The sequence below is a fragment of the Kocuria sp. WN036 genome (assembly GCF_002287015.1).
In the GTDB taxonomy this organism is placed as follows: domain Bacteria; phylum Actinomycetota; class Actinomycetes; order Actinomycetales; family Micrococcaceae; genus Kocuria; species Kocuria rosea.
Map to the genome: position 1 here is coordinate 282449 of NZ_NSKF01000001.1, position 22151 is coordinate 304599.

General features: G+C 70.1%; 23 protein-coding genes and 1 riboswitch. Of the genes, 9 read left to right on the forward strand and 14 right to left on the reverse strand.

Annotated elements, in window-relative coordinates:
* Positions 1 to 65: 65 nt before the first annotated feature.
* Positions 66 to 1406 carry a serine hydrolase gene (locus CK505_RS01320; protein WP_095649932.1) on the forward strand — a complete coding sequence of 447 codons (1341 nt, stop codon included), beginning with the start codon at positions 66 to 68 and terminating at the stop codon, positions 1404 to 1406.
* Here CK505_RS01320 and CK505_RS19045 read toward each other — a convergent pair whose 3' ends face one another.
* Together CK505_RS19045 and CK505_RS01330 are read right to left on the reverse strand one after the other, a co-directional pair.
* Positions 1407 to 1973, reverse strand: coding sequence for an LssY C-terminal domain-containing protein (locus tag CK505_RS19045; RefSeq protein WP_095649933.1), 567 nt, complete (start codon positions 1971 to 1973; stop codon positions 1407 to 1409).
* A gap of 97 nt (positions 1974 to 2070) precedes the next feature.
* Positions 2071 to 3039: a GlxA family transcriptional regulator gene (locus CK505_RS01330; RefSeq protein WP_095649934.1), complete on the reverse strand. Its 969-nt coding sequence runs from the start codon at positions 3037 to 3039 to the stop codon at positions 2071 to 2073.
* A gap of 161 nt (positions 3040 to 3200) precedes the next feature.
* On the opposite strand from CK505_RS01330, the gene CK505_RS01335 reads away from it, so the two are divergent.
* Positions 3201 to 3809, forward strand: coding sequence for an isochorismatase family protein (locus CK505_RS01335; protein WP_095649935.1), 609 nt, complete (start codon positions 3201 to 3203; stop codon positions 3807 to 3809).
* Positions 3810 to 3883: 74 nt separating this feature from the next.
* Here the strand turns inward: CK505_RS01335 and CK505_RS01340 are convergent, their stop codons facing one another.
* The 6 genes from CK505_RS01340 to CK505_RS01365 all read right to left on the reverse strand — a co-directional run bounded on the left by CK505_RS01340 (position 3884) and on the right by CK505_RS01365 (position 11112).
* Complete coding sequence (locus tag CK505_RS01340; RefSeq protein WP_095649936.1) at positions 3884 to 4453, reverse strand: DapH/DapD/GlmU-related protein; 570 nt, start codon at positions 4451 to 4453, stop codon at positions 3884 to 3886.
* Between the two features lie 60 nt (positions 4454 to 4513).
* Positions 4514 to 5557 carry an NAD(P)-dependent alcohol dehydrogenase gene (locus CK505_RS01345; protein WP_095649937.1) on the reverse strand — a complete coding sequence of 348 codons (1044 nt, stop codon included), beginning with the start codon at positions 5555 to 5557 and terminating at the stop codon, positions 4514 to 4516.
* Between the two features lie 544 nt (positions 5558 to 6101).
* Positions 6102 to 7253: an AI-2E family transporter gene (locus CK505_RS01350; RefSeq protein WP_176475255.1), complete on the reverse strand. Its 1152-nt coding sequence runs from the start codon at positions 7251 to 7253 to the stop codon at positions 6102 to 6104.
* A gap of 252 nt (positions 7254 to 7505) precedes the next feature.
* On the reverse strand, positions 7506 to 8957 hold the full coding sequence (locus CK505_RS01355) for an L-lactate permease (protein WP_255250859.1): 1452 nt from the start codon (positions 8955 to 8957) through the stop codon (positions 7506 to 7508).
* 382 nt (positions 8958 to 9339) lie between these two features.
* A complete protein-coding gene (locus CK505_RS01360) occupies positions 9340 to 9927 on the reverse strand; it encodes a helix-turn-helix domain-containing protein (protein WP_058874577.1) in 588 nt (195 codons plus the stop codon).
* A 228-nt stretch (positions 9928 to 10155) separates the two neighbouring features.
* Entirely contained in the window at positions 10156 to 11112 is a 957-nt protein-coding gene (locus tag CK505_RS01365; protein WP_058874578.1) for a DMT family transporter, read from the reverse strand.
* 684 nt (positions 11113 to 11796) lie between these two features.
* Between CK505_RS01365 and CK505_RS01370 the strand changes: the two genes are divergently transcribed.
* The 7 genes from CK505_RS01370 (at position 11797) to CK505_RS01395 (ending at position 16655) form a co-directional block, all read left to right on the forward strand.
* Positions 11797 to 12651: a DUF2382 domain-containing protein gene (locus CK505_RS01370; RefSeq protein ID WP_095649940.1), complete on the forward strand. Its 855-nt coding sequence runs from the start codon at positions 11797 to 11799 to the stop codon at positions 12649 to 12651.
* 209 nt (positions 12652 to 12860) lie between these two features.
* Entirely contained in the window at positions 12861 to 13145 is a 285-nt protein-coding gene (locus CK505_RS01375; RefSeq protein WP_141246758.1) for a hypothetical protein, read from the forward strand.
* Positions 13146 to 13734: 589 nt separating this feature from the next.
* Positions 13735 to 13884 carry a hypothetical protein gene (locus tag CK505_RS18345; protein WP_154676745.1) on the forward strand — a complete coding sequence of 50 codons (150 nt, stop codon included), beginning with the start codon at positions 13735 to 13737 and terminating at the stop codon, positions 13882 to 13884.
* A gap of 124 nt (positions 13885 to 14008) precedes the next feature.
* A complete protein-coding gene (locus CK505_RS01380; RefSeq protein ID WP_229586967.1) occupies positions 14009 to 14806 on the forward strand; it encodes a GAF and ANTAR domain-containing protein in 798 nt (265 codons plus the stop codon).
* A 266-nt stretch (positions 14807 to 15072) separates the two neighbouring features.
* Entirely contained in the window at positions 15073 to 15339 is a 267-nt protein-coding gene (locus CK505_RS01385) for a hypothetical protein (RefSeq protein ID WP_095649942.1), read from the forward strand.
* A gap of 166 nt (positions 15340 to 15505) precedes the next feature.
* Entirely contained in the window at positions 15506 to 16144 is a 639-nt protein-coding gene (locus tag CK505_RS01390) for an NAD(P)H-binding protein (protein ID WP_176475256.1), read from the forward strand.
* A 118-nt stretch (positions 16145 to 16262) separates the two neighbouring features.
* Positions 16263 to 16330, forward strand: a riboswitch (guanidine-III (ykkC-III) riboswitch).
* Between the two features lie 10 nt (positions 16331 to 16340).
* Positions 16341 to 16655: a multidrug efflux SMR transporter gene (locus CK505_RS01395; protein WP_095649944.1), complete on the forward strand. Its 315-nt coding sequence runs from the start codon at positions 16341 to 16343 to the stop codon at positions 16653 to 16655.
* A gap of 420 nt (positions 16656 to 17075) precedes the next feature.
* Here the strand turns inward: CK505_RS01395 and CK505_RS01400 are convergent, their stop codons facing one another.
* From CK505_RS01400 to CK505_RS01430, 6 genes are all read right to left on the reverse strand, one after another.
* Positions 17076 to 17288 (reverse strand): hypothetical protein, encoded by a 213-nt coding sequence (locus CK505_RS01400; protein ID WP_075873016.1) that lies wholly within the window; start codon positions 17286 to 17288, stop codon positions 17076 to 17078.
* Between the two features lie 40 nt (positions 17289 to 17328).
* On the reverse strand, positions 17329 to 17790 hold the full coding sequence (locus CK505_RS01405; RefSeq protein ID WP_095649945.1) for a hypothetical protein: 462 nt from the start codon (positions 17788 to 17790) through the stop codon (positions 17329 to 17331).
* Positions 17791 to 18256: 466 nt separating this feature from the next.
* Positions 18257 to 18781: a hypothetical protein gene (locus CK505_RS01410; protein WP_141246759.1), complete on the reverse strand. Its 525-nt coding sequence runs from the start codon at positions 18779 to 18781 to the stop codon at positions 18257 to 18259.
* Positions 18782 to 18946: 165 nt separating this feature from the next.
* Complete coding sequence (locus tag CK505_RS01415) at positions 18947 to 20110, reverse strand: glucose-1-phosphate adenylyltransferase family protein (protein WP_095649947.1); 1164 nt, start codon at positions 20108 to 20110, stop codon at positions 18947 to 18949.
* Positions 20111 to 20308: 198 nt separating this feature from the next.
* Positions 20309 to 21220, reverse strand: coding sequence for a polyphosphate kinase 2 (gene ppk2, locus CK505_RS01420; protein ID WP_075873020.1), 912 nt, complete (start codon positions 21218 to 21220; stop codon positions 20309 to 20311).
* Positions 21221 to 21968: 748 nt separating this feature from the next.
* On the reverse strand, positions 21969 to 22151 hold a 183-nt coding region (locus CK505_RS01430; RefSeq protein WP_176475257.1), incomplete at its 5' end, for an ATP-binding protein.

Below are 22151 nucleotides of genomic sequence, written 5' to 3' on the forward strand. Positions count from 1 at the left end.
GAAGCACTGTTCTCCGGGTGCAGGCCCTCCGGAAGCGGCCTGCGCCGATCGAGAAGGAAACGAAGATGTCCGCACCTGCACGATCCACGCGCCGCACGTTCGCCGCCGCCACGGCGGCGGCGCTCCTCCTCGGGACCACCGGCGGGGCAGCCGCCGCGCCGCCCTCCCCGGCCGGGCCGGCGGCCACCCCGGCCGCCGCGGCGGCACCGGCGGCACCGTCGGCTCCGGCCACGGACTCCGAGGCCTGTGTCACCGATGTCGACGACGTCGTCACCCGAGAACCCTCCGCGCAGATGTCCGAGCCGCTGCCCGAGAAACTGGCGACGACGTTGGACGCCGCCGCCCGGGCCTCGTTCGCGCAGGCCTCCACCCCCGGTGCGGTGGTGGGGGTCTCCTCCCCGGAGGGCACCTGGACGGCCGCCTACGGGGTGGCCGACCCGGCCACCGGGGAGCCCATGGAGGTGGGGGTGCACACCCGCGTCGGATCGGTCACCAAGCCCTTCACCGCCACCCTGGTCCTGCAGCTGGCCGAGGAGGGTGAGCTCTCCCTGGAGGACCCCATCGCCGACTACGTCGACGGCATCCCCAACGGAGAACAGATCACCCTGCGCCGGCTGGCGGACATGACCAGCGGGGTGGCCAGCTACACCCGCAGCACCCAGTTCACGGACCGCTTCTTCGCGGATCCGCAGCAGGTCTTCACCCCGGAGGAGCTGGTCGCCGTCGGCGTCTCGGAATCCCCCCTGTTCGCCCCCGACGCGCAGTTCGACTACTCCAACACCAACTACATCCTGCTGGGCCTCGTCGTCGAACAGGTCACCGGCCAGCCGATCGGGGAGGTCCTGGAGGAGCAGATCTTCGACCCGCTGGAACTCGACGAGACCGTCTGGCCCGGTGACTCCACCGAGATGCCGGAACCCTACGCGCAGGGCTTCACGCTCCAGGGCGACACCGCGACGCCGGAGGCGCCGGCCGACGCCACGCACTGGAACCCAAGCTGGGGAGCCACCGCCGGGGCCCTGATCTCGGACGTGGACGACCTGCTGGTCTACGGCCGGGCCCTGGGCACCGGGCACGGACTGCTGGAGCCGGAGGCCCAGCGAGAGCGCCTCACCTCGTTCCAGCCCCCCGAGTCCGGCTACGGGCTGGGCTTCGGGTGCATCGACGGCTGGGTCGGGCACACCGGGACGCAGCCCGGGTACAACACCACCGTCTACTACGACACCACCACCGACACCACCGTGGTCGTGCAGGCCACCAGCGACATCCCCTCCGGGGACTGCCCGGAGTCCCCGGTGCTGGCCGACGACCCCAGGACCCTGCCGTGCGCCACCCCGGCCACACGGATCTTCGCCGAGGTCTCCACCGCCCTGGGCCACACCTTCACCCCCAACCCGGAACGCTGATCACCCGCTCCACCGAATCGGGCGGACATCGATGATGGGCAGGTCCCCGTCCGTCTCGATGGCGTCCCCGCCTCCGTTGCGGGCGTGATAGCCGGTGGAGTACTGCTCGACGACGTGGACCGTGGCGCCGACGGCCTGCAGGGACGAGACGACGAGATCACGCTCGCGGTCGGTGTCCGCGGCGGTCCAGCCGGCCCCGACCATCGCGGCGGACAGCTGCGCGGGGGTGCCGACCACCGCCAGGTTGACCGGGTCCCCCAGCAGGCCGTCGGAGGTGCGGGCCCGCCCGATGAAGTAGCTGGGGACGTAGATGCCGGTGAGCAGACGGTTCAACCGCGGCAGGAGCACATAGGCCGACAGCACCCAGAGGGGCAGGAACAACCAGGGCAGACGCCCGTCGTCGTCGATCTCCTCGAGGACGAGGTGGTAGACGCCCCAGCCGGCCAGCACGCTGGTGACGAGGAAGCCGAACCGGTGCGCCCACAGCACCACGGTGGCCCGCCGGGCACCGCCCCTGGGCTGCGGGCTCCGCTCGTCGCTGTCGGGGTGCCCACGTCCTGCATCCATCTCGTGCTCCCCGCCCCGTCTCCCGCACCGGACGTCCGCGGCGCCGGTCGTGGTGCTCCCAGGCTAAGGGGTGCTCCGGACGTTCCGGAGCCTGCACCTAACGGGATTCCCCTCCGGCCTCTCGGAGGGCGAAGCTCCGCCGGTAGGCGGACGGCGTGGTCGCGTAGGCCGAGACGAAGTTCTGCCGGAGGGTGACCGCGCTGCCGAAGCCGCAGGCCAGCGCGATGCGGTCGACACCCCAGCGCGTGGTCTCGAGCAGGCTGCGGGCCTCGTCGAGGCGTCGCGCGAGGACCCAGCGGGCGGGGGTGGTGCCGGTGGTGTCGCGGAAGCGGCGCACCAGGGTCCGGCGGCTCATCCGGGCGTGGGCGGCGAGCTCGTCGATGGACAGGGGCTCGTGCAGCCGGGCCATCGCCCAGTCCAGCGTGGCGGCCAGGGGATCCCCGCTGTCGGGCCGGGCGACCGGGCGCTGGATGTACTGCGCCTGGCCGCCTTCCCGGTGCGGGGCCACGACCAGGCTGCGGGCGACCCGGTTGGCGGCCGCGGCACCCAGGTGCTTGCGGACCAGGTGCAGGCAGGCGTCCAGGGAGGAGGCCGTGCCGGCGGAGGTCATGACGTCGTCGTGGTCGATGTAGAGCACCGAGTCCTCGACAGCCAGCTCCGGGTGACGGGACGCGAGTTCGTCCATCCCCTCCCAGTGGGTCACGGCGGGCCGCCCGCCCAGCAGACCGGCCTCGGCGACGGCGAAGGCCCCCATGCACAGACCCACCACACCGGACCCATGCGCATGGGCGCGGGTGAGCACGGCGCGCAGCGGCTCGTCGACGGCCACCGGCGGATAGGGCCAGGAGGGGATCACCACCAGGTCGGCGTCCTCGGCAGCCTCTGGCCCGGCGAGACGGCCCAGCGAGTAGCCCTCCGCCGCCGTGACCATGTCCGTGCCCGTGCTCCACAGCACCGTGTCCCAGCCCTCGGCCAGGCCCAGCCGGGTGACCTCGCCGAACACCAGCTGCGGCACGGCCAGGTGGAACATCGTCACACCGTCGAACGCATGGATCGCGATCCGCACCAGACCTCGTTCCTCCCCCCGGGGCCGCTGCGCAGCAAGAATGGCCCGATCTCATCGTCATTATGCCCGCGGGCCAGTCGCGGTGGAACCCGGTCGGATCCGAACATGGACTGCAGGCCATGCACCACCGCTGGCCCACCGCTTTCTTCAGAGGAGATCCCGTGACCATTCCCCGCCGCGCCCTGATCGTCGTCGACGCCCAGATGGAGTACTTCGACGGCCCCATGTCCATCCAGTACCCGCCCCGCGAGGAGTCGCTCGCCAACATCAGCCGCGTCCTCGAGGTCGCCGCCGAGCAGGACATGCCGGTCGTCATGGTCCAGCACGAGACGGACGAGGGCGCACCCATCTTCGCGCCCGGCTCGGCGGGATATCCGCTCCACCCTGATCTCGAGCAGCTCGACGACCGGCAGTGGAAGCAGGTCGTGAAGGGGTACGGCAGCGTCTTCGCCGGCGTCGACACGATCACGGTCGTCGGCTACATGACCAACAACTGCGACCTGGCGACGGCGGTCGAGGCCGAGGGGCTCGGCTTCGCCGCCGAGATCCTCTCCGACGCCACCGGCGCGATCCACCTCGCCAACGAGGCCGGTCAGGTCTCGGCCGAGGATCTGCACCGCACCCTGATGGTGCTGCTGCAGTCGAACTTCGCCGCGGTCACCACCACGGACGCCTGGATCGGGGCGGTCGCCGGCGGCGAGTCGCCGGTCCGCAGCAACCTCGTCGCCTCGGCCATGAACGGAGCAGAAGCGTTCACCAGCGGTTCGTAGACGGCGTGTCGTGACCGCGCAGCCGCGCTGGGGGGCGGGCCGGGGTCCACCGAAGGACACCCACCCGGCGCGGTTCAGTCGCTCACGGAGCGCACGACCCGTGCCGGGGAGCCCACCACCACGGACCTCTCCGGGACGTCCTTGGTCACCACCGACGCCGCCGCCACGACGGCGTCGTCGCCGATCGTCACGCCCGGCAGAACCGTGGCGTTGGACCCGATCCAGACGTTGCGGCCGATCACGATGGGGGCCGGGTGCATGTCCGCCCGGCGGCTGGGGGCGAGGTCGTGGTTGAGGGTGGCCAGCACCGTGTTGTGCCCGATCAGGCAGTCGTCGCCGATGACCACCCCGCCCTGGTCCTGGAACGTGCACCCGGAGTTGATGAAGACCCGCTTGCCCAGGGTGATGTTCTTCCCGAAGTCGGAGTGGAAGGGCGGGAACACCGTCACCGATGCGTCCACCGGCCTGCCGGTGAGCTGGGCCAGCAGCTCCCGCACCCGGGCCGGTTCCCGGTATCCGCCGTTGAGCTCCCCGGTGATGCGCAGGGCCTCCTGGCTGACCCGGTGCATGACCTCGTGCAGGGGCGAGTCCCCCGTGATGGTGCGCCCGGCGTCGAGCGCCTCCAGAAGATCGGTCAGTTCCATGGTGTCCTTTCGGTAGTGTCCGGGCGGCGGGATCCGCAGGCCCAGCGCCTGGGCGCGGGCTCAGACCAGGGTGGCGGCGTCGATGACGAAGCGGTAGCGCACGTCCGAGGCCAGCACCCGCTCGTAGGCCTCGTTGACCCGGTCGGCGGAGATCAGCTCGGTCTCCGGGACGATGCCGTGCTCGGCGCAGAAGTCGAGCATCTCCTGGGTCTCGGCGATGCCGCCGATCATCGACCCGGCGTAGGTGCGCCGACCGCCGATGAGGGAGAAGACGTTGAGGCTCAGCGGCTCCGCCGGGGCCCCGACGTTGACCAGAGCCCCGTCGACGGTGAGCAGGGAGAGGTAGGCGTCCACGTCGATCACGGCGCTGACGGTGTTGAGGACCAGGTCGAAGGACCCGGCCAGCTGCTCGAAGGCGGCCCGGTCCGAGGTGGCGTAGTAGTGCTCGGCACCCAGCCGCAGCCCGTCCTCCTTCTTCTTCAGCGACTGCGAGAGCACGGTGACCTCCGCGCCCATCGCGGCGGCGATCTTCACGGCCAGGTGCCCCAGTCCGCCCAGGCCCACGACGGCGACCTTCCGGCCCGGGCCGGCGCCCCAGCGGCGCAGTGGGGAGTAGGTGGTGATCCCGGCGCACAGCAGCGGGGCGGCCGCGGCGAGGTCCAGGGAGGCGGGCACGGACAGCACGAAGCCGGCGTCGACGACCACGTGGGTGGAGTAGCCGCCCTGGGTGATGGTGCCGTCCCGGTCGGCCCCGCCGTAGGTGGGCACCATGCCCTCGGCGCAGTACTGCTCGTCCCCGTTGCGGCAGTTGGTGCACTGCCCGCAGGAGTTGACCATGCACCCCACCCCGACGCGGTCCCCGACGGCGTGGCCGGTGACCTCGGGGCCGATCTCGGCGACGGTGCCCACGATCTCGTGGCCGGGCACCAGGGGGTAGTGCTGGGGCCCCCAGTCGCCGTTGACGGTGTGGATGTCGGAGTGGCAGATCCCGGCGTAGGCGATCTCGATCAGCACGTCGTTCGGGCCCACCTCGCGGCGGGTGATCGTGGTCGGCTCCAGCGGTGCGTCGGCGGAGGGGGCGGCGTAGGCGTTGACGGTCAGCAAGGGGAACTCCTGATGCGGTGGGGCAGCGGAACGGATCGGGCGGACGTGGTGGGAGACCCGTCCGCGCAGTCGCCCGAGCGTGCGGGAAGGACCCGACGGATCGGCGACTGCACCACCTCATCAGGAACGGCAGGACTCAGGGAGTCCCTGGTGAAGGGCGTACCGGGAGAGCACCCCAGGGTCGGTGCCTCCGCGTTCACACCGCGGCTGGTGGCAGCCCGGGGGTGATGCTGCGTTCGGGCTCACCGTCGCCGCGGTGATGAGGATTCTCCCGCTGCGGGTCCTCGGTGATGGGAGGCGGTGTCGAGCTGACCTCCCCGAGGAGGTCTCGCCACCGTAGAACATCCGGATGTGCATCCGCCCGGCCCCCGCCCGGATCACCGACTCATACCGGCAGGACGCCGTCATGAACCCAGTTGGCTGCCGCCCTGACCGCAGAAAGGCGCCGCCCGGCGGTGGATCGGTCCGCAAGGGAACACGTCGGCGGCGTCCATCCGCCCCCGTCCTCCGGTGACGCTGCCGGTCCTGCGGCGCCCCGAGGCCGTCACCCGTCGACGGGCGCGTCCGGGGCCGGTGGCTTCAGCCGGACGCCGGGACGCGCAGCCGGCCGGGACAGGACATCGGGGTTTCGGGGGTTCGGGAACCAGATCTGGATCAGAGCCCATCCCACCGCGGTCAGCGGGACGGCCAGCACGGCCCCGACGACGCCGGAGAGGATCCCGCCGGCGGCCAGGGCGAGCAGCACCACCAGCGGGTGCAGGCTCAGGGCCCGGCCCAGCACCATCGGCTGGAGCACCCTCCCGTCGAGCTGGTTGATGGCCACCACCACCGCCACCACCACCAGCGCCACGACCGGGCCGTTGGCCACCAGGGCCACCAGGACTGCCACGCCGCCGATCAGGGCGGCTCCCACGATGGGGATGAAGCCGCCCAGGAAGATCAGCACCGACAGGGGCAGGGCCAGGGGCACGCGCAGCACCAGCAGCGTGACCCCGATGACCACCGCTTCCAGCAGCGCCACCACGGCGGTGCCGCGCACATAGCCGCCCAGCACGTGCAGGGTCGTGGTGCCCGAGGTCAGCAGCTTCTCCAGGGTCTCACCGTGGAAACGGCTCAGGACGAACGCCCAGATGCGGGCCCCGTCCTGGAGGAAGAAGTAGAGGATCACGGCCACCAGCACCGCGCCGGTGACCACCTGGGTGGCCGCGGAGATCCCCAGCAGCGCCCCGGCACCGAAGCTGGGGCTGGCCGTGAAGTCCACGACGGCGGTCAGAGCCTCGTCCAGGCCCTGCTGGCCGACCGGGATCGGCCCGGCCACCACGAACTGGCGCAACCGGTCCAGCCCGCCCACCGCGGAGGCCACCAGCTCCGCCCACTCGCTGCGCACCGCGAAGACCATGCCGGTGACCACCCCGCCCAGGACCACGATCGCGGCGACGAACACGATCCAGGTCGCCAGCGCCCCGGGCACACGGTGCCGGCGCAGAGAGGCGACCAGGGGGTTCAGCGCAGCGGCCAGGACCAGGGCGATCAGCAGCGGGATCACCACCAGCTTGAGCTGGATCAGCCCGTAGACCACCACCGCCGTCGCGCTCAGCAGCACCAGCCCCTGCAGGGCCCGGATGGTCGCCCGCCCCAGCGGGTCCGCCCACAGGTCACGAGGATGCGAGATCCTGCGATGCCGTGGACGCGTCACCGGAATCGCCCCTCCCCCGCTCCGCCGCTGGCCTGGTTTCAGGATGCGCCCCGGACTCATCGATGCCAAGACCCCGGACGGTACCCGACGACGCGCCCGGCCGATGCCGACCGCAGGACGGACGGCTCGACGACGCGGCACGAGAGGCGGTCTCCGTGTGCTCACGGGCGATGGCGCGCACGAGCCGCCCGTGCTCGTCCGGGGCAGCGCCCCACCGGCCCGCGGTCGACAGCGTGGACTTCGGAGCGGGAGTCAGCCTGCCGCCGGCATCCAGAGCATGTTCCCGATGCCCCACAGCACCAAGCACACCAGCACGAAGGGCAGGGTCCTCGCCACCAGGGCCCCGCGAGTGAGGACGGGCCCGGGGGTGTCCGCCCGTTGAAGTGGGCCGGCGATCCGGTAGGCGAGCTCGATGCGCGCCGGGCTGGCCAGGCAGGCCAGTCCGGCCGCCACGTTCTGGGAGGCCATCATCCACAGCGGGTCCATGCCGAGGGCACGCGCGGCTGCGTCCTGGGTGCCGCCGAACATGGCGTTGGCGCCCGTGCCCGAGGCCGTGATGTATCCCACCAGGCCACCGACCATGGGCACCAGGAACAGGTAGGCCTGCCCCAGCCCGGTCAGCGCCGCGGCCAGCGCCTCGGCCAGCCCGCCCCCGGAGACCGCGCTGCCCAGCACCAGGTACAGGCCGGTCGGCGCCGCCACCTGGAGCCACATCCGGCGGATCTCCCGCGGCAGTCGCCGCCGGTGTTCCCTGTCCATGGAGAGCACGACGACGCCGACCAGGGCGCCGGTGATGGACCACAGGGCCGGCGAGCCCAGCACCGCGCCGAACCCGCCGGGCGGCAGCAGGCCCTCGAGGAGCTGCCCGATGATGGTGCCCCCCAGCAGCACCAGGTACGGCACCAGAGCGCGGCCCGGGACGGGCCCCATCCGCCCGCGGCTGATCACGCCGGCCCAGCCGGCGGACATCACCAGGGTGGCCACCGCACCGGCCACGGCCGTGCCGAACGCCAGATTGGCGGCGAGGACCAGGACGGACAGCACCACGCCCGAGACCAGTCCCATGCCGATCCAGGCGCCGTAGTCAGCGGGTCGGGGCCGGCCGTCGGAGGTGGGCAGTCCCCGGCCGGCGATGACCGCGGCCACGGCACCGGATCCCAGGAAGGCGATGACGTTCAGGACGCCGGAGGCCACCCCGAGGTCCTGCAGGGTGACGCCGGCGATCTGGGAGCCCAGGAGCGTGCCGGGGCCCATGGAGCCCCACGGGCCCACCATGAGCGCCACCAGCGAGAGCGAGGCCGCTCGCAACGGCGTGAACCCCAGGGACAGCAGCAGCGGCAGCCCGATGATCACGGAGACGCCGAACCCGGTGACGGTCTCCATGAACGGCACCACCCCGTGCACCATGAGCAGCGCCGAGAGCACCGTGGGGCCGCCGCCGTCCGAGAGCCACCGGGCCAGCTTCTTCTGAGCGCCGGTCCGGTCCATGACGCGAGAGAGCAGGATTCCGCCGGCAATGATCGCCAGCACCTCGACCAGGATACAGAAGCCCTCGCCGAAGGCCGAGGACACCTCCGCCACAGGGGTGCCGAACCAGGCCAGGCCGACCACCACGGCCGAGACCAGTCCGGCCGCGGGGGCCACCCACGGCGGCGCCGGCACGAGCAGCAGGCCCAGGGTCAGCACCATGGGCAGGGCTGCCATGAGCACGTCCAACGGCGGCCCACCTCCACACTTCTGCTGTCAGATCTCTGTCACCGGCCGATGCTACGCGCCGACGGCGTCCGGGTGAGCACTGATGCGGAGGACAGCTCCTCCCGCGCCACCGCCTCCTGAGCCCGGCCGGTAGCCCGCCATATGTAAAGCACCGGGCGCCCATTTGCTGTACCGCCCCGACGGGAAGGCCTAAGGCTGCCCCAACGATTGAACCGTCCGCGGAAAGCATCGGAGGGGCTGTAGCCGTAGCTCCTGCCCGGTGGGGTCGACCTGGATGACCGGCCCAGGATATTTCGGCTCTCTCGGAACCCACCAGCCAATGGCGCCCGGCGGGGGCAGCCTGTGGCACCGGGTCCGTGGTGGGGTGCGCCTAGGCTCCGGTGACGACGCGGGTGAATTCGGTCCAGGTGTCGCTGTCGTTGCGGTAGGTGTAGCGCTGGTCGCTGCGGATGCGGCCGGCCTCTCCGGCGCGCAGGACCAGGGCGGACCCGCTGGTGATGATGATGAGTTCCCCGGCGTGGACCTGGTGCAGTTCTTCGGTCCCGGCCGTGTCCGGCTGGGCGTGGTAGGTGTCCCCCGGGGCCAGTCGCCAGGACCATAGTTCGGTGCGGGGAACGCTCTCGGTGGCGAGGAGCAGCACGGCCTCGCTGCCACGGTCCGAGCTCCACACGCGCACCGCTGCCCCGAGTCGCCCCCCGCTGGCTTCTTCCGCGGGGGTGGTGGGGGGCATGGCGAGGGAAACGAAGTCGGTGCCCAGGGCGTGGGCGATGTGGTCGACGGTCACCAGGCTGGGATTCGCCTGGCCCAGCTCGATCTGGGTCAGCATCCGCCGGCTCACCCTGGCGCGGTCGGAGAGCTCCTGGACGCTCCACCCCCGGTGCTGGCGCTGCTGGCGGATCTGTCGGCCGACCGTGGCGACGAACTCCGCGGTGGCTTCACCTTTCTCACGGGTGGCCATCCGTTCCTCCTCCGGTGAGCAACATGGTGGGCACCGGCAATGCGGCGTTCTCACCTGGTGCGCCCTGATGGTACTGCGCGCTTTCATCGGCACGCTGCGCTCTGGGGCGCTTCCGCTGGCGGCTCGGCCAGGCCGGGCCGTTGCCGGCGGCCCTGGTCCCGTCGCCTCCTACTGAGTCGGCCTGCACCGAGCGAGTGGACCTTTGGGCTGCTCGAGCGTCGACGTCCGTCACCTGACCTCAAGGCCTTCCCGGTCCGCGCCCTGATCGGACTCAGGGGCGGGACGCGGTCGGAGCGTCAGATCCTTGGGGCGCAGCTCGCTGACCAGGACACCGACGACGATCAGCACGGCCCCCAGGATCGCCAGGCCCGGCAGGCGATCCCCGGCGATACGCCCGATAATCCCGCCCCACACCGGTTCCCCGGCGTAGATGACGGTGGCCCGGGTGGCCGACACAGAGCGCTGCGCCCAGTTCATCGCCCACTGAATCAGGATGCTCGCCGCCCCGAGCCCGACCCCGGCCACCAGCCACACCCAGGAGAACCCCGGAACCCGTTCGCCGGTCACGGGCATCATCGCGAAGGACAGCAACCCGGCCATCAGCACCTGCACCACGGTGACCCGGCGGGCATCCACCGTGCCGGCGAAACGACTGATGAGCACGATCTCCACCGCGCAGGCCACCGCACTGAACAACGTGAGCGTCTCCCCGGGGCTCAGCCCACCCAACCCGGCGTCCGGACCAGCCAGCAACACCAACCCCGCGAAGGCGAACGCCACCCCGACCAGGGTCATCACCGCCGGGGCCTTGCGCAGCAACACCCACTGCAGCAGAGGCACCATCGGCACGTACAAGGCAGTGATGAACGCCGACTGGCTGGCCGTGATCGTCTGCAGCCCCACCGTCTGCAGGCCGTAACCGAAGAAGATCGACGTCCCGATCACCGCACCGGCGCCGATCTCCTGCCAGGTGATGCCCCGCAGCACGCGCCAGAACACCACCGCCCCGATCAACCCGGCCACCACGAAGCGGACCCCAACGAAGAACAACGGGCCGGTGTGGGCCATTGCCACATGGATGATCAGGAAGGTCGCCCCCCAGATCATGGTGATGCCGATCAGGATCAGTTCGGGGCGACTGACGCGGAGCCTGTTTCCGCCGGTACGAAAGAAGGTGTGCCACACACACCTCAGCGTATGAGAAATATAATGCTCATGCCAAGGTGAAGACCTGGTGCCCTGGCAGGAACCCTTAGCGCAGGGTCGCGGCCCTGGGAAACGTCCGGTAGCCGGCCATATGTAAAGCAACGAGTGAGAGCTCGCCTGCGTCCGTGCCGTCGCTGGTCTGATCAGGAGTTGTCCGGACGACCCTGAGGCAGTGATCGCATCCCGGATACAGGACGCAGCCCGCCTGAAGGTATCCCGGGCACGGAACCGCCAACATAGTGACAAGCATGCTTTCTATCAGTAAGCTTCATACTTACGCTGGCCGTAGTGGTCGGCGTACGGGGTGATCGCACGGTCGGGTACGACGGTGCCGGCACCCCGGGAGCCTGCCGTTGCTCCGCGGTGAGGTTGTCGCCTCCGTACCGCCAGCCATGACGGTGCGGAGGCGTTCCCCGTGGGTATCGACCTTGTGAGACGACCTCAACGGCACCGCCCTGTCTCGGCCGCGGCGGCGAGGGACCGCATGGGTCATCCTGGGCCGCACAGAGCCTCAACTCTTAGTGGGACCGTTGATCAGCAGGCTGATTATCAGTAAGGTGAGAGGCAGCAGCCGAACGCACCACTCCGCCCACCGGCGGGCACCGTCTGCGCCGGGCTTCCGCCCGTGAGTTCGTGCCACGCGAATTACCCAAAGGAGATTTCATGGCCACCTACGACGTCAATGCCCTTCTCTCCGCCACCGCCTACGGGTCGGACGGCGACAAGATCGGCAAGGTCGAGCAGGTCTTCCTGGACGACACCACCGAAGAGGTCACCTTCGTGACCGTCAACACCGGTCTGTTCGGCACCAAGGAGAGCTTCGTCCCCGCCGACGGCGCCCGACAGGACGGCGACCGCCTGGTCCTTCCCTACACCAAGGACGTCGTCAAGGACGCCCCGAACGTGGACGCGGACCAGCACCTCTCCCCGGCCGAGGAGGAGGAGATCTACCGCTACTACAAGATGAACTACTCCGTCACCGGTGGCCGCGAGGACCGACACGCCACGGAAACCGATCGTAGCGCCGCTCCGGCGGCCGGAACCGCCGGGTACACCCGCAATGACCGGTACGCCGATGACACCGCGGACCGTCACGACACCGCCGCTCGCGCTGATCTCGACGATAACGAGGTCATTCGTCACGAGGAGCGCCTGCGCGTGGGCAAGGAGCGTCAGGAGACCGGCCGCGCCCGTCTGCGCAAGTACGTCGTGACCGAGCACGAGACTGTTGACGTCCCCGTTCAGCGCGAGGAGGTCCGGGTCGAGCGCATTCCCCTCGACGGCACCGAGGTCACCGGCGGCACCATCGGTGAGGACACCGTGGAGGTCGCCCTCCACGAGGAGCGTGCCGTGGTGGCCAAGGAGACCGTGGGCGTCGAGAAGATCGAGCTCGAGAAGGAGACCGTCCGCGACACCGAGCGCGTCGACGCCGAGGTCCGCAAGGAGCAGGTCGAGGTCGAGACCGATGCCGAGCGCGGCACCGGCCTGACCGACAAGGATCGCCGCGACCGCATCTGATCGCACCCGATCGACTCCGGGGCCCCCGTCACCGCTGTGGTGACGGGGGCCCCGTCGTCGTGCCGGACACGGTTCACCCCGCTGCCCGCCGGGCCCGCGTACCGGGCACGGCCGCGTAGTAGACCAGGCCCAGCGCGACCACCACCGGTTGCACCGATGAGACCCGGCTGACCCAGTTGGACCAGTCCGAGGTGCCCGCCGAGGAACTGGTGGGCGAGACCATGACCTTGACCAATGAGGTACAGGAGGTGCTCGTGCCCGGAGTCATCGCCATCGGCGCGGAAGACACCATCGTCATGGCCCAGCAATTCCCCGAAGACCTCACCGTCGGGGAGAAGGACGAAGTCACCGGCACCGTAGAAAGCCGAGACGTTTTCACCATCGACGACCTCGAGGCCCTATTGGCGGTCACCGACGAGGAGACCGCCACCCATTACATCGACCGTGAGGACGAACCCATCCTCACCGAGGCCACCGTCACCAAGACCGGCTGACCACCGCCACCAAATGGACCTGCCCCCGACACGTTCCCGACTGAGCCGGCAGCAGACGAACACTCTTCCGCAGTGAGCCGGTCCTCGGTCACGGTGACAAGCATGCTTGCTATTGGTAGAATCGGACGACCGCCCATCCCCGCGATGGGTATACGGGGTGGGCGGGCTACATGCGGTGGCTGGGTCCCCCCGGGGGATCATGCCGCCGCTCACCGGTATGACTGCCGCCTCCGTACTGCGTCCCATGACGGTGCGGGGGCGTCCCTCTCCACACCGGCCGACCACTGCTCGGCGACCAGGACAGGTGGCCGGGGCAACGGCTCCACGGTGGGGTCCCGCCGTCAAGCTGCTGATCATCCCGGTGGGCGATGTTGTCCTGCTCTGTCTGCTCTGGCCAAAGGATCCCGCCGATATGCCCACCCCGGTCCCCCCTGCATCCGCGCCGCTCCCCGATCGTGTTCACCCGGTGGCGCTCAGCCAGCCGGCCGGCCGGCGAGCACCAGCACCGCAATCGGGCGCGAAGGACGATGCTGCGCTCTGGCCGGCCCAGGTCCGGGCAGGGGAAGTGATCGAGGCGTGGATGGGTGGCATGCTCCGGCACCGCGGGGTGCTCGAGGAGATCGCCCCGCAGATCGGGGTGGTGTGGATCCAGGAGCTGGGGACCGGCATGCGGATCATGCTCGATCTGACCGAGACCGACATCCGGGCCCACCCAGCACCGCCGCCGCACCGGGGCTGACCCCTCCGAGGGCCTACTCCCACTCGCGGTCTTCGAGTGGGGCAGGCTCCGCCTGCTCTACCCTGATCTTCCTCCGTCCTGCATTCCCGGCGCCCGCGCCGGCCCCTGCCGAAAGGTGTATCCCGTGACCGACGACTCCTCCTCAGTGGCCCATCGTCCGATCCCGTCGTTCCCGTCGGTCTCCACCCGGTTGCGCCTGCACGAGGTCCTGGCCGAGAGCCAGGATCTGCGGGAGTTCCTGGAGGAGTTCACCCAGGTGATGGCCGCGCACCTCACCGGTGAGCACACCTCGGTGTGGTGCGCGGTGACGCTGTTGCGCGACGGGCGGGTGGGCACGGTCGCCAGCTCCAACGCCCGGGCCTTGGTGCTGGACGAGATCCAGTACGACTACGGGGACGGGCCGTGCCTGACCGCCGCCCGCCAGCAGCTGATCGTCCACGCCCCGGACCTGGCCCAGGGGCCGTGGCCGGAGTACGGGCAGGCCGCCGCCGCCCAGGGGGTCCATGCCGCGGTGGCGGCCCCCTTCGATCTGCCTGGCCCCGACAAGGCCGCGCTGAACGTCTACGCCGGCACCCGTGACGCCTTCGACGAGGACGCGATCGCGGCGATCACCCAGGAGGTCGTGGCCGCCTCCACCGCTCTTCGCCTGGCCCTGCGCCTGGCGAAGCACCAGGACACCGAAACGGACCTGGCCGCGGCGATGTCCTCCCGGACCGCCATCGACGTGGCCGTGGGCATCCTCATCGGCCAGCAGCACTGCACCCAGCAGGAAGCCTTCGATCTGCTGGCCGCCGCTGCGGCCCGGCGTAATCTCAAGGTGCGTGACCTCGCCGTCGAACTCGTCACCTCCACCACCGGACAGGCCCCCACCACCCACTTCAACACCTCCGAAGCACCCTGGGCGGCCCGCGGCACCGCCTGAGACCCCCCAGTCGCCCCACTGACCCCCGGGGCGACTGATGGCTGCACAAGGCGTTGCGCACCGGGGCCGACGGTGGATAAGCTCTCCCCTGGTCGAGTAGCTGACCGATCCCTTGATCGTGCCCAGTGAAAGATCGTTTCCATGCCTTCGAGCTTCCCCGCCCCGTCTGCATCGAGCTCCCCCGCACTTTGCCCCCGACACCCCCTGCACCGTGTTCCGGGACCTGGTTCCCGGGCCGGTTCCGCCCAGCAGTCGGCGGTGACCCGGTGAGCGGCGCAGCGGAGGCCGCCCCCGCCCCCGGCGCCACCGTGACCGCCTCACCGGCCCTGGAGCGGCTGATGCGGTTGGGTCCCGACGACGCCTTCCCGGAGGAGCTGCTGGGGCTGCCCCTGGAGCAGCTGCAGATCCTGCACAGCCGGATCTGCCGGCAACTGGAGCTGGAGTACCTCACCGACCCCGAGGGCGGGCACCCGATCACCTGCGACCGGCTGCACGAGCTGCAGATCGAGTTCACCTCCCGCGTGCTGGGCTGAACCACCACCGGCCCACCCGGGGCCGGCGGTAGTACCGAGGACCCGGCGATACGGGGGCCGGTGGGCCGTAGAACCCCCGTCCCAGGAGGGCCCACCCACCCACCCCCGTCCTCACCCATCTCGGCTCCTGCCCCGGGAGTGGTGCCGGGGCTTCTGAAAGGACATTGTGCGCGTCGTTGTGCTCGGTGCTGGAACACCCCTGGGACAAGAGGTCGTCGAAGACCTCGTGTTCCGCGGACACCACCCCACCGCCGTCCTCGACGGTGAGCCGGTTCAGGACGCTCAGCAGCCGTACCCGGTGGATCTCGCCTACGGGGACATCACCGACACCACGTGGCTGGCCTCCACCGTGGCCACCACCGAGGCCGTCGTGGACGTGCTCAGCGTGTCCCGCAAACAGGCCGCGGCCGCCCGCGCCCGGACTGCCACCCGGCATCTGGTGGCAGCCATGACGGCCCACCGGGTGCACCGCTACGTCGGTCTGGCCCCGCACCACCTCTATCCCGTCCCCGGTGACAGCACCAAGACCGCCCACGTCCGCCAGCAGCTGCGCCAGACGCTGCGCCCGGGCGGTATCGCCCATACCCGCGACCGGTTCCAGATGATCACCGGATCCGGGCTGAGCTGGACCATCGTTCGCACCCCGGTCCTGAGTGCTGGGCCCGCCCGCGGTGTGCGCCACGTGCACCTGCGCCCGGGCCCTCACCGGCGGGCCTCTCTCACCCAGCAGGATGCCGCCCGGTTCCTCGCCGCCCAGGTCCTGGAAACCAGCCTGTTGTGGACCAGTCCCCTGATCAGCAACTGAGAGGTGTCCTGCGAAACTCAGGGCGCCATGCTCACCGGCACCCCCGATCATGAACCGATGCTCGGGGGGTGGTGACACGTCTGACATTGCCCCTCACCACCCGGTGTGAGATTTTGGAAATGAGCCCGAAACACCGGGTTCCCGGACGAGGGGTGCTGTACCCGGTGTGCGACAAGACGGCCCGCAGGAGGCTGTCGTGTCATGGTTCGTTCTGGTGCTCTCCGGGATCCTCGAAGCGGTGTGGGCCACCGCGCTGGGCAAGTCCGAAGGCTTCAGCCGGCTCGGACCGACCCTGGTCTTCGCCTCGGCGCTGGTCGCGAGCATGGCCGGGCTGGCCTACGCCATGCGGGACCTGCCCGTGGGCACCGCCTACGCGGTGTGGGTGGGCATCGGTGCCGTGCTCACCGTCGTCTACGCGATGGCCACCGGCGAAGAACCGGTCGCGATGCTCAAAATCGTGTTCCTGCTGATGATCATCGGCGGGGTCCTCGGACTCAAACTCTCCCACTGAGAACGCAACGAAGCGCTCCTCGCCATCACGAGCTGATGACCGCGTCGAGCAGCCCGAGCCCATAGCAGCCCGGCCACCCGGCCTACCGAGCAGCCACACCGCGGGCTTGCGTGAGTCGAGAGCAACACCGCTCGACCACGCCGCGCAGTGTCACCGGTGTGCCCGCCGATGGGGACCCCGCAATCGGCCTCCCGCTCCCGCCAGCACTTCGAGGACCGGCATGGAACTCCGTGACTGGGTTTTGCTCGGCGGTTTCCTCACCACCGGCGTGCTGACGCCGTGGATCGCCGACCACCGCCGTGCACGTCGGCCACACCCACAGCGCCCCCTGCGGTGAACGCGATGACCTGTGCAGGACGTCAGCGGTCCTCACGCCACCGGTGACAACCTGGAGAGGACCGCTGTTTCACGGGACCAGATCTAGGAATCCGCCGCCACGGACAGCAGTCCGGTGATCCCCACCAGGGCGATCCCGGTGCTGAACAGCACGATCACCGCCACCGCGGCCACCAGTACCGCCAGTGTGGCTGCCGCCCCGGTCGGGCTGTCCCCGGTACGGGCGTCGTGGCGAACCACCACTGCCAGCAGCACGGCGCCCAGCAGCATCCCGGCCACTCCGAGCAGCATCGTCATGACCACTCCTCCTTGCTGTCCTCCACCTTGATGCGGCGACTCATCCGACCATGGCCACGGTCGGGCCCGGCGCCGGGAGCAGTGGAGCGGCCAGCAGGTCCGCCCCGCCCAGATGCACCGGTCGGTGCGTGTTCACCCACTCGCGCAAGTGCTCGGAGTTCTCGCCGATGGCCACGACCACCCGGGCCTGGGCCATGGCCTCGGCCCTCGCCAGGGTGGCCGCATCGGGGCGGTAGGCGATCAGCACCCGGTCGAAGTGGTGGGCGTCCTCGGCCTGGGTGATGGTGCCCATCCGCACCCCACGGCTCTTGAGCCGGCGCAGCTGCTCGAGCTCGGGCACCAGGGACCGGTCCGGGACCACGATTCCCAGCGATGACCAGCTCAGGTCCTCGCTGTGGCTGAAGATCCAGGCCGCCGCGTGGAACACCGCGACACCGGGGGCCATCGGGGCGGCCGTGTAGGCCCGCGGATTGGCAAAAGATTCCCAGGGCCCCACCGACATCGCGCTCCTCCACCCAGTACCGCGCCCGATACACCCGAACGCATTAGTAAGCATACTGGCTAACGGGCTGGTGCCGGTATTCTGGGCGGGTCACCGTGCACTCTGCCCGCACAGGCCCCCTGCTGGGATGCGCCCCTGGGGAGGGTGCACGGTTGTGCCGTCGGCTGCTGTCCAGGTCTGGGGGGACAAACGCTGGTTCATGGTGCTGCGGCCCCGTCCCACCCACCGCACCAGGGGGGTGCGCTCGGGCTTGCCGGCTTCACCTGGGGTGCTGTCGGTGGCCGGTGCACCAGTCCGGTGCTCGTCCGTGGCGGGAGTCCGAGGGGGGTGGCGGCCGGGCCCGCAGTCGTCTCAGTTTACCGCCCGGGCCGCGCCGCGGGGCCTGCGGCGGCCGGGGCCCCGCCTGTCGGCGGCCCCTGGAGCGGTGGCCCCGGACGGGGCGGTGGGCCAGGTCGGTGTTCTGAGCTCAGGGTGCGGGGTGGGGCAGATCGGCCTGGGGCAGGGACCGGGTGGCCCACTGGTGGAGCTCCCAGGCGGTGTCGGGGGGCCAGTGCAGCTGCCAGACCAGGGCGAGCAGGGACTCGGCGGTGAAGTGCTCACCGTGGTGGTAGAGGTGCTCCAGGCGGTGCAGCAGCATGCGCCACACCGGCTCCGGTACGGCCGGCTCCCGCTGGAAGCGGTGGGTGTAGTAGACCATCGCCCGGCGCACCAGCGGCACCGGCAGCACCACCGGGGTGGGGGCCACCGGAGCCCCGGCCAGACACTCGGGGTCGAAGGCATCCACCCAGGGGCGCAAGGTGTCGTTGTTCAACGCCACCACGACGGTGCGGGTCGCGGCCAGGGTCTCGGCCACGGCCAGGGTGGCCAGGGTGGGCCAATACACGACCAGCGGCCCCGCCCACTGCGCCAGGTCACCGGGCTCCTGGGCGGATCCGATGATCGCCCCCTTGCTCTGGGCCTGGCGCAGATGACGCGCCCGATCCAGTGTCACCAGATCCGGCACCAGCAACCCGACCGAGGACCAGCCGACAGGACCACGAGGAACACAGGCCCATTCCAGGGCCCGCTCCGAAGCCTCCCTCGGTGGCACCGGGGCGGGCACATAGGCCCGCGGGCGTTGCCGTGAGCAGAGGGAACGGTGGGGCACGGCGGGGTCTCAGACCCCGTCGGGCAGCACGGCGGAGCGGTCGAAGTCCTCGGTGGTGGCCACCGTCCCGTCCTCGCCGATCAGCGTCACCCCCGCCGGTGAGCCGCGGCGGCTGCCGCCGGAGATCTCCGCACCCACATCGGCCACGACGTTGAGCAGACTCACCCCGGGGCCCACCCGCACCCCGTCCAACAGCACGCAGTTACGCACCGTCGCGCCCTCTTCGACGACGACACCGGGGCCGAGCACCGAGTGCTCCACCACCCCGCCCACGACCGCGCCGGCGGCGACCATCGAGGTGTGCAGCTGCGCGCTGCCGGCGATCCGGGCAGGCACCCGCTGCGGCTGGGCCGAGAGGATCGGCCACCCCGGATCATCCAGGATCACCCCGTCACCGTCGAGCAGCTGCATGTGCGCGGTCCAGTAGGACTGCAGAGTGCCAAGGTCCATCCAATACCCGTGTAGGCGGTGTTCGGCCACGGCACGGTGGGCGACGAACCAGGGCACAAGGTCGTGGCCGTAGTCCTCCAGCTGCCCGTGCTGGGCGTGCAGCTCCTCGAGGGCTTCCAGCAGTTTCTGGGCGTCGTAGAGGAACATCTCCCCGGCCACCAGCCGGCCCTGCGGCTCCTCGGGCTTGTAGTCGAAACCGGTCACCCACCCGTCGTCGTCGACCTGCACCACACCGTAGCGGGAGGGGTCCTCGGCGACCTCGGTGGTGACCATGGTCAGGTCCGCGCCCTTCTCCAGGTGAGTGTCCACGACATCGAGGAAATTGATCGTGTAGAGGTGATCAGCACTGAGCACCAGCACCAGATCCGGGGCGAACTCGCGGATCAGCTCCTTCTGCCGGTAGATCGAGTCCGCGTTGCCCTCGGCGAAGCCCTCCCCGGCCGCACCCTCGTAGGGGGGCAGCACCTGCAGCCCGCCGTGGGAGCGATCCAGATCCCAGGGCCGCCCATTGGCCAGGTGCACATTGAGACTGTGCGGCAGGTACTGCTGCACCACCCACACATCGGAGATGTGAGAGTGCGCCAGATTCGACAGGGCCAGGTCGATGAGCCGATAGGTGCCCGCCACCGGCAGGGCCGGCTTGACTCTCTTCTCGGTCAGAGCACCCAACCGGGAGCCCTTCCCACCGGCCAGCACCAGGGCCAGTATCCGCGGTATCCGCATCAGAACATCCCCCCCCATTCCACAGGCGGGGGCACCATCATCGGCCGCACCGCCCCACCTCACCTGGGCCGCGGCAGTGCGCCACCGCGCATGCCGGGCAACCCACCACCACTACTAAGCCAGCTTAGCTCCCTGCTGGGATCGGTGCCCGATCTGCGCTAGGACCACCTCGCTCGACACCGGCGGCCGCCGGTCGGCTCAGTCGCCCACGGCATCCCGACCGCGCCGGATCAGCGACGCATCCGGGGGATAGACCACCGAGACGTCCTTGTCCTCGTAGTCGAACTGGGTCAAGAATACCCGCATCGCGTTGAGCCTCGCGCGCTTCTTGTCGTTGGACTTCACCGTGATCCAGGGGGCGTGGTCGGTGTCGGTGCGCAGGAACATCTCCTCCTTGGCTTGCGTGTAGTCCTCCCACCGGTCCAGGGACGCCAGATCCATGGGCGAGAGCTTCCACCGGCGCACGGGGTCGATCTGGCGGATCGCGAACCGGGTGCGCTGCTCGTGCTGGGTCACGGAGAACCAGAACTTGGTCAGGTGGATGCCGGAGTCCACGAGCATCTTCTCGAACACCGGGGCCTGGGCCATGAACTGCTCGTACTCCGCCTCGGTGCAGAAACCCATCACGCGTTCCACATTGGCCCGGTTGTACCAGGAGCGGTCGAACATCACGATCTCCCCCGCCGTGGGCAGGTGGCCGATGTAGCGCTGGAAGTACCACTGCCCGGCCTCCCGGTCCGAGGGCTTCGTCAGGGCCACCACCCGGGCCGCCCGGGGGTTCAGGTGCTCGGTGAAGCGTTTGATCGTCCCGCCCTTGCCGGCGGCGTCCCGGCCCTCGAACACGATGACGTGCTTGAGATCGTGGTCCTGGGCCCAGTACTGGAACTTCAGCAGCTCGATCTGCAGCTGGTACTTCTCCAGCTCGTACTCCTGGCGGCTCATCAGCTCCTCGTGCGGGTAGTCCTCCCGCCAGGTCTCCACCGCCGAGCCCCCTGGGTCGATGAGCTCCGGGTCCTCTTCGTTGCCGTGCGGCACGGTGTAGCCCTGACCAATGAGCTTGTCGATGAACTCCCGCAGGTTCTCTCGCCCCGGCTCCGTCGTCTCAGTCATGGATCGATCTCCTCCCGGGCCACACGGCCCACTCAACACTGCACAACGACGCCGGGATCAGCACAAGACCACCTCACCTGCCCTCAGGAGAGGGCACAGCACCAGGGCCCCGCCCGCTTCTCACCCCCGCCCCGGCCAGCGGCAACACCGGCGCGGGCACACCACGACGATTCCCCTAGACCATGGCGTCTGCGTGGCCTCACTCGCCGGGGCCGCCTCGCAACAGCCTACTAGTAAGCACCCTGATTAATGTGGCGGCGGGGAGCATGCCTGGGGATTGCCCTGGTGAGCCGGGACCATGCCGTCCCCCGCCCGGGGGCCTGTCATCGGTCCCCGCCGGTGGACTCTCTGCCCCGCTCATGAGCAGGCACGGGCGGGCCCTGGCTGGAATCGGCCCGGCCGGAGTCCCGGACTCCGGGGCCGAGGACTTCGGTGTCGGTGCATCCGCTCAGCAGCGTCAGGACCATCCACAGACCCACCCGCACCCACAGCAGGATGAAACCGGACGAGGCGCCCATCGACATGGAAGACCCCCTTATCTGTCGGCCACACCTCTGGCCGCACCCGGTGACCACCCCTGACGTGCACCCGGGGCGACTGTCGGCAATCATGGCCCGGAGGCGGGGATCCGTGCACTCTCCAACGCCGTCATCACCTCGACCGGAAGTGGCGAGGAGACCGTGTGTCGGTTCCGCTCGAAGTTTGAGCTGTTTGTCCGTGCGAATAGTGAGCACCTCGCGGGGTTGTTCTAGTTTGCCGGTCCGGTCTCGGTGACGGAAGGCAGGGTCTCGATGCTGGTGTGCCGGATGCGGTAGCTGGTGCCCTTGGTGGTGATGATCTCGGCGTGGTGGACGATGCGGTCGATCATGGCCGCGGCGATCGTGGTGTCCCCGAAGACCTCGCCCCATCTCGAGAAGGGCAGGTTCGAGGT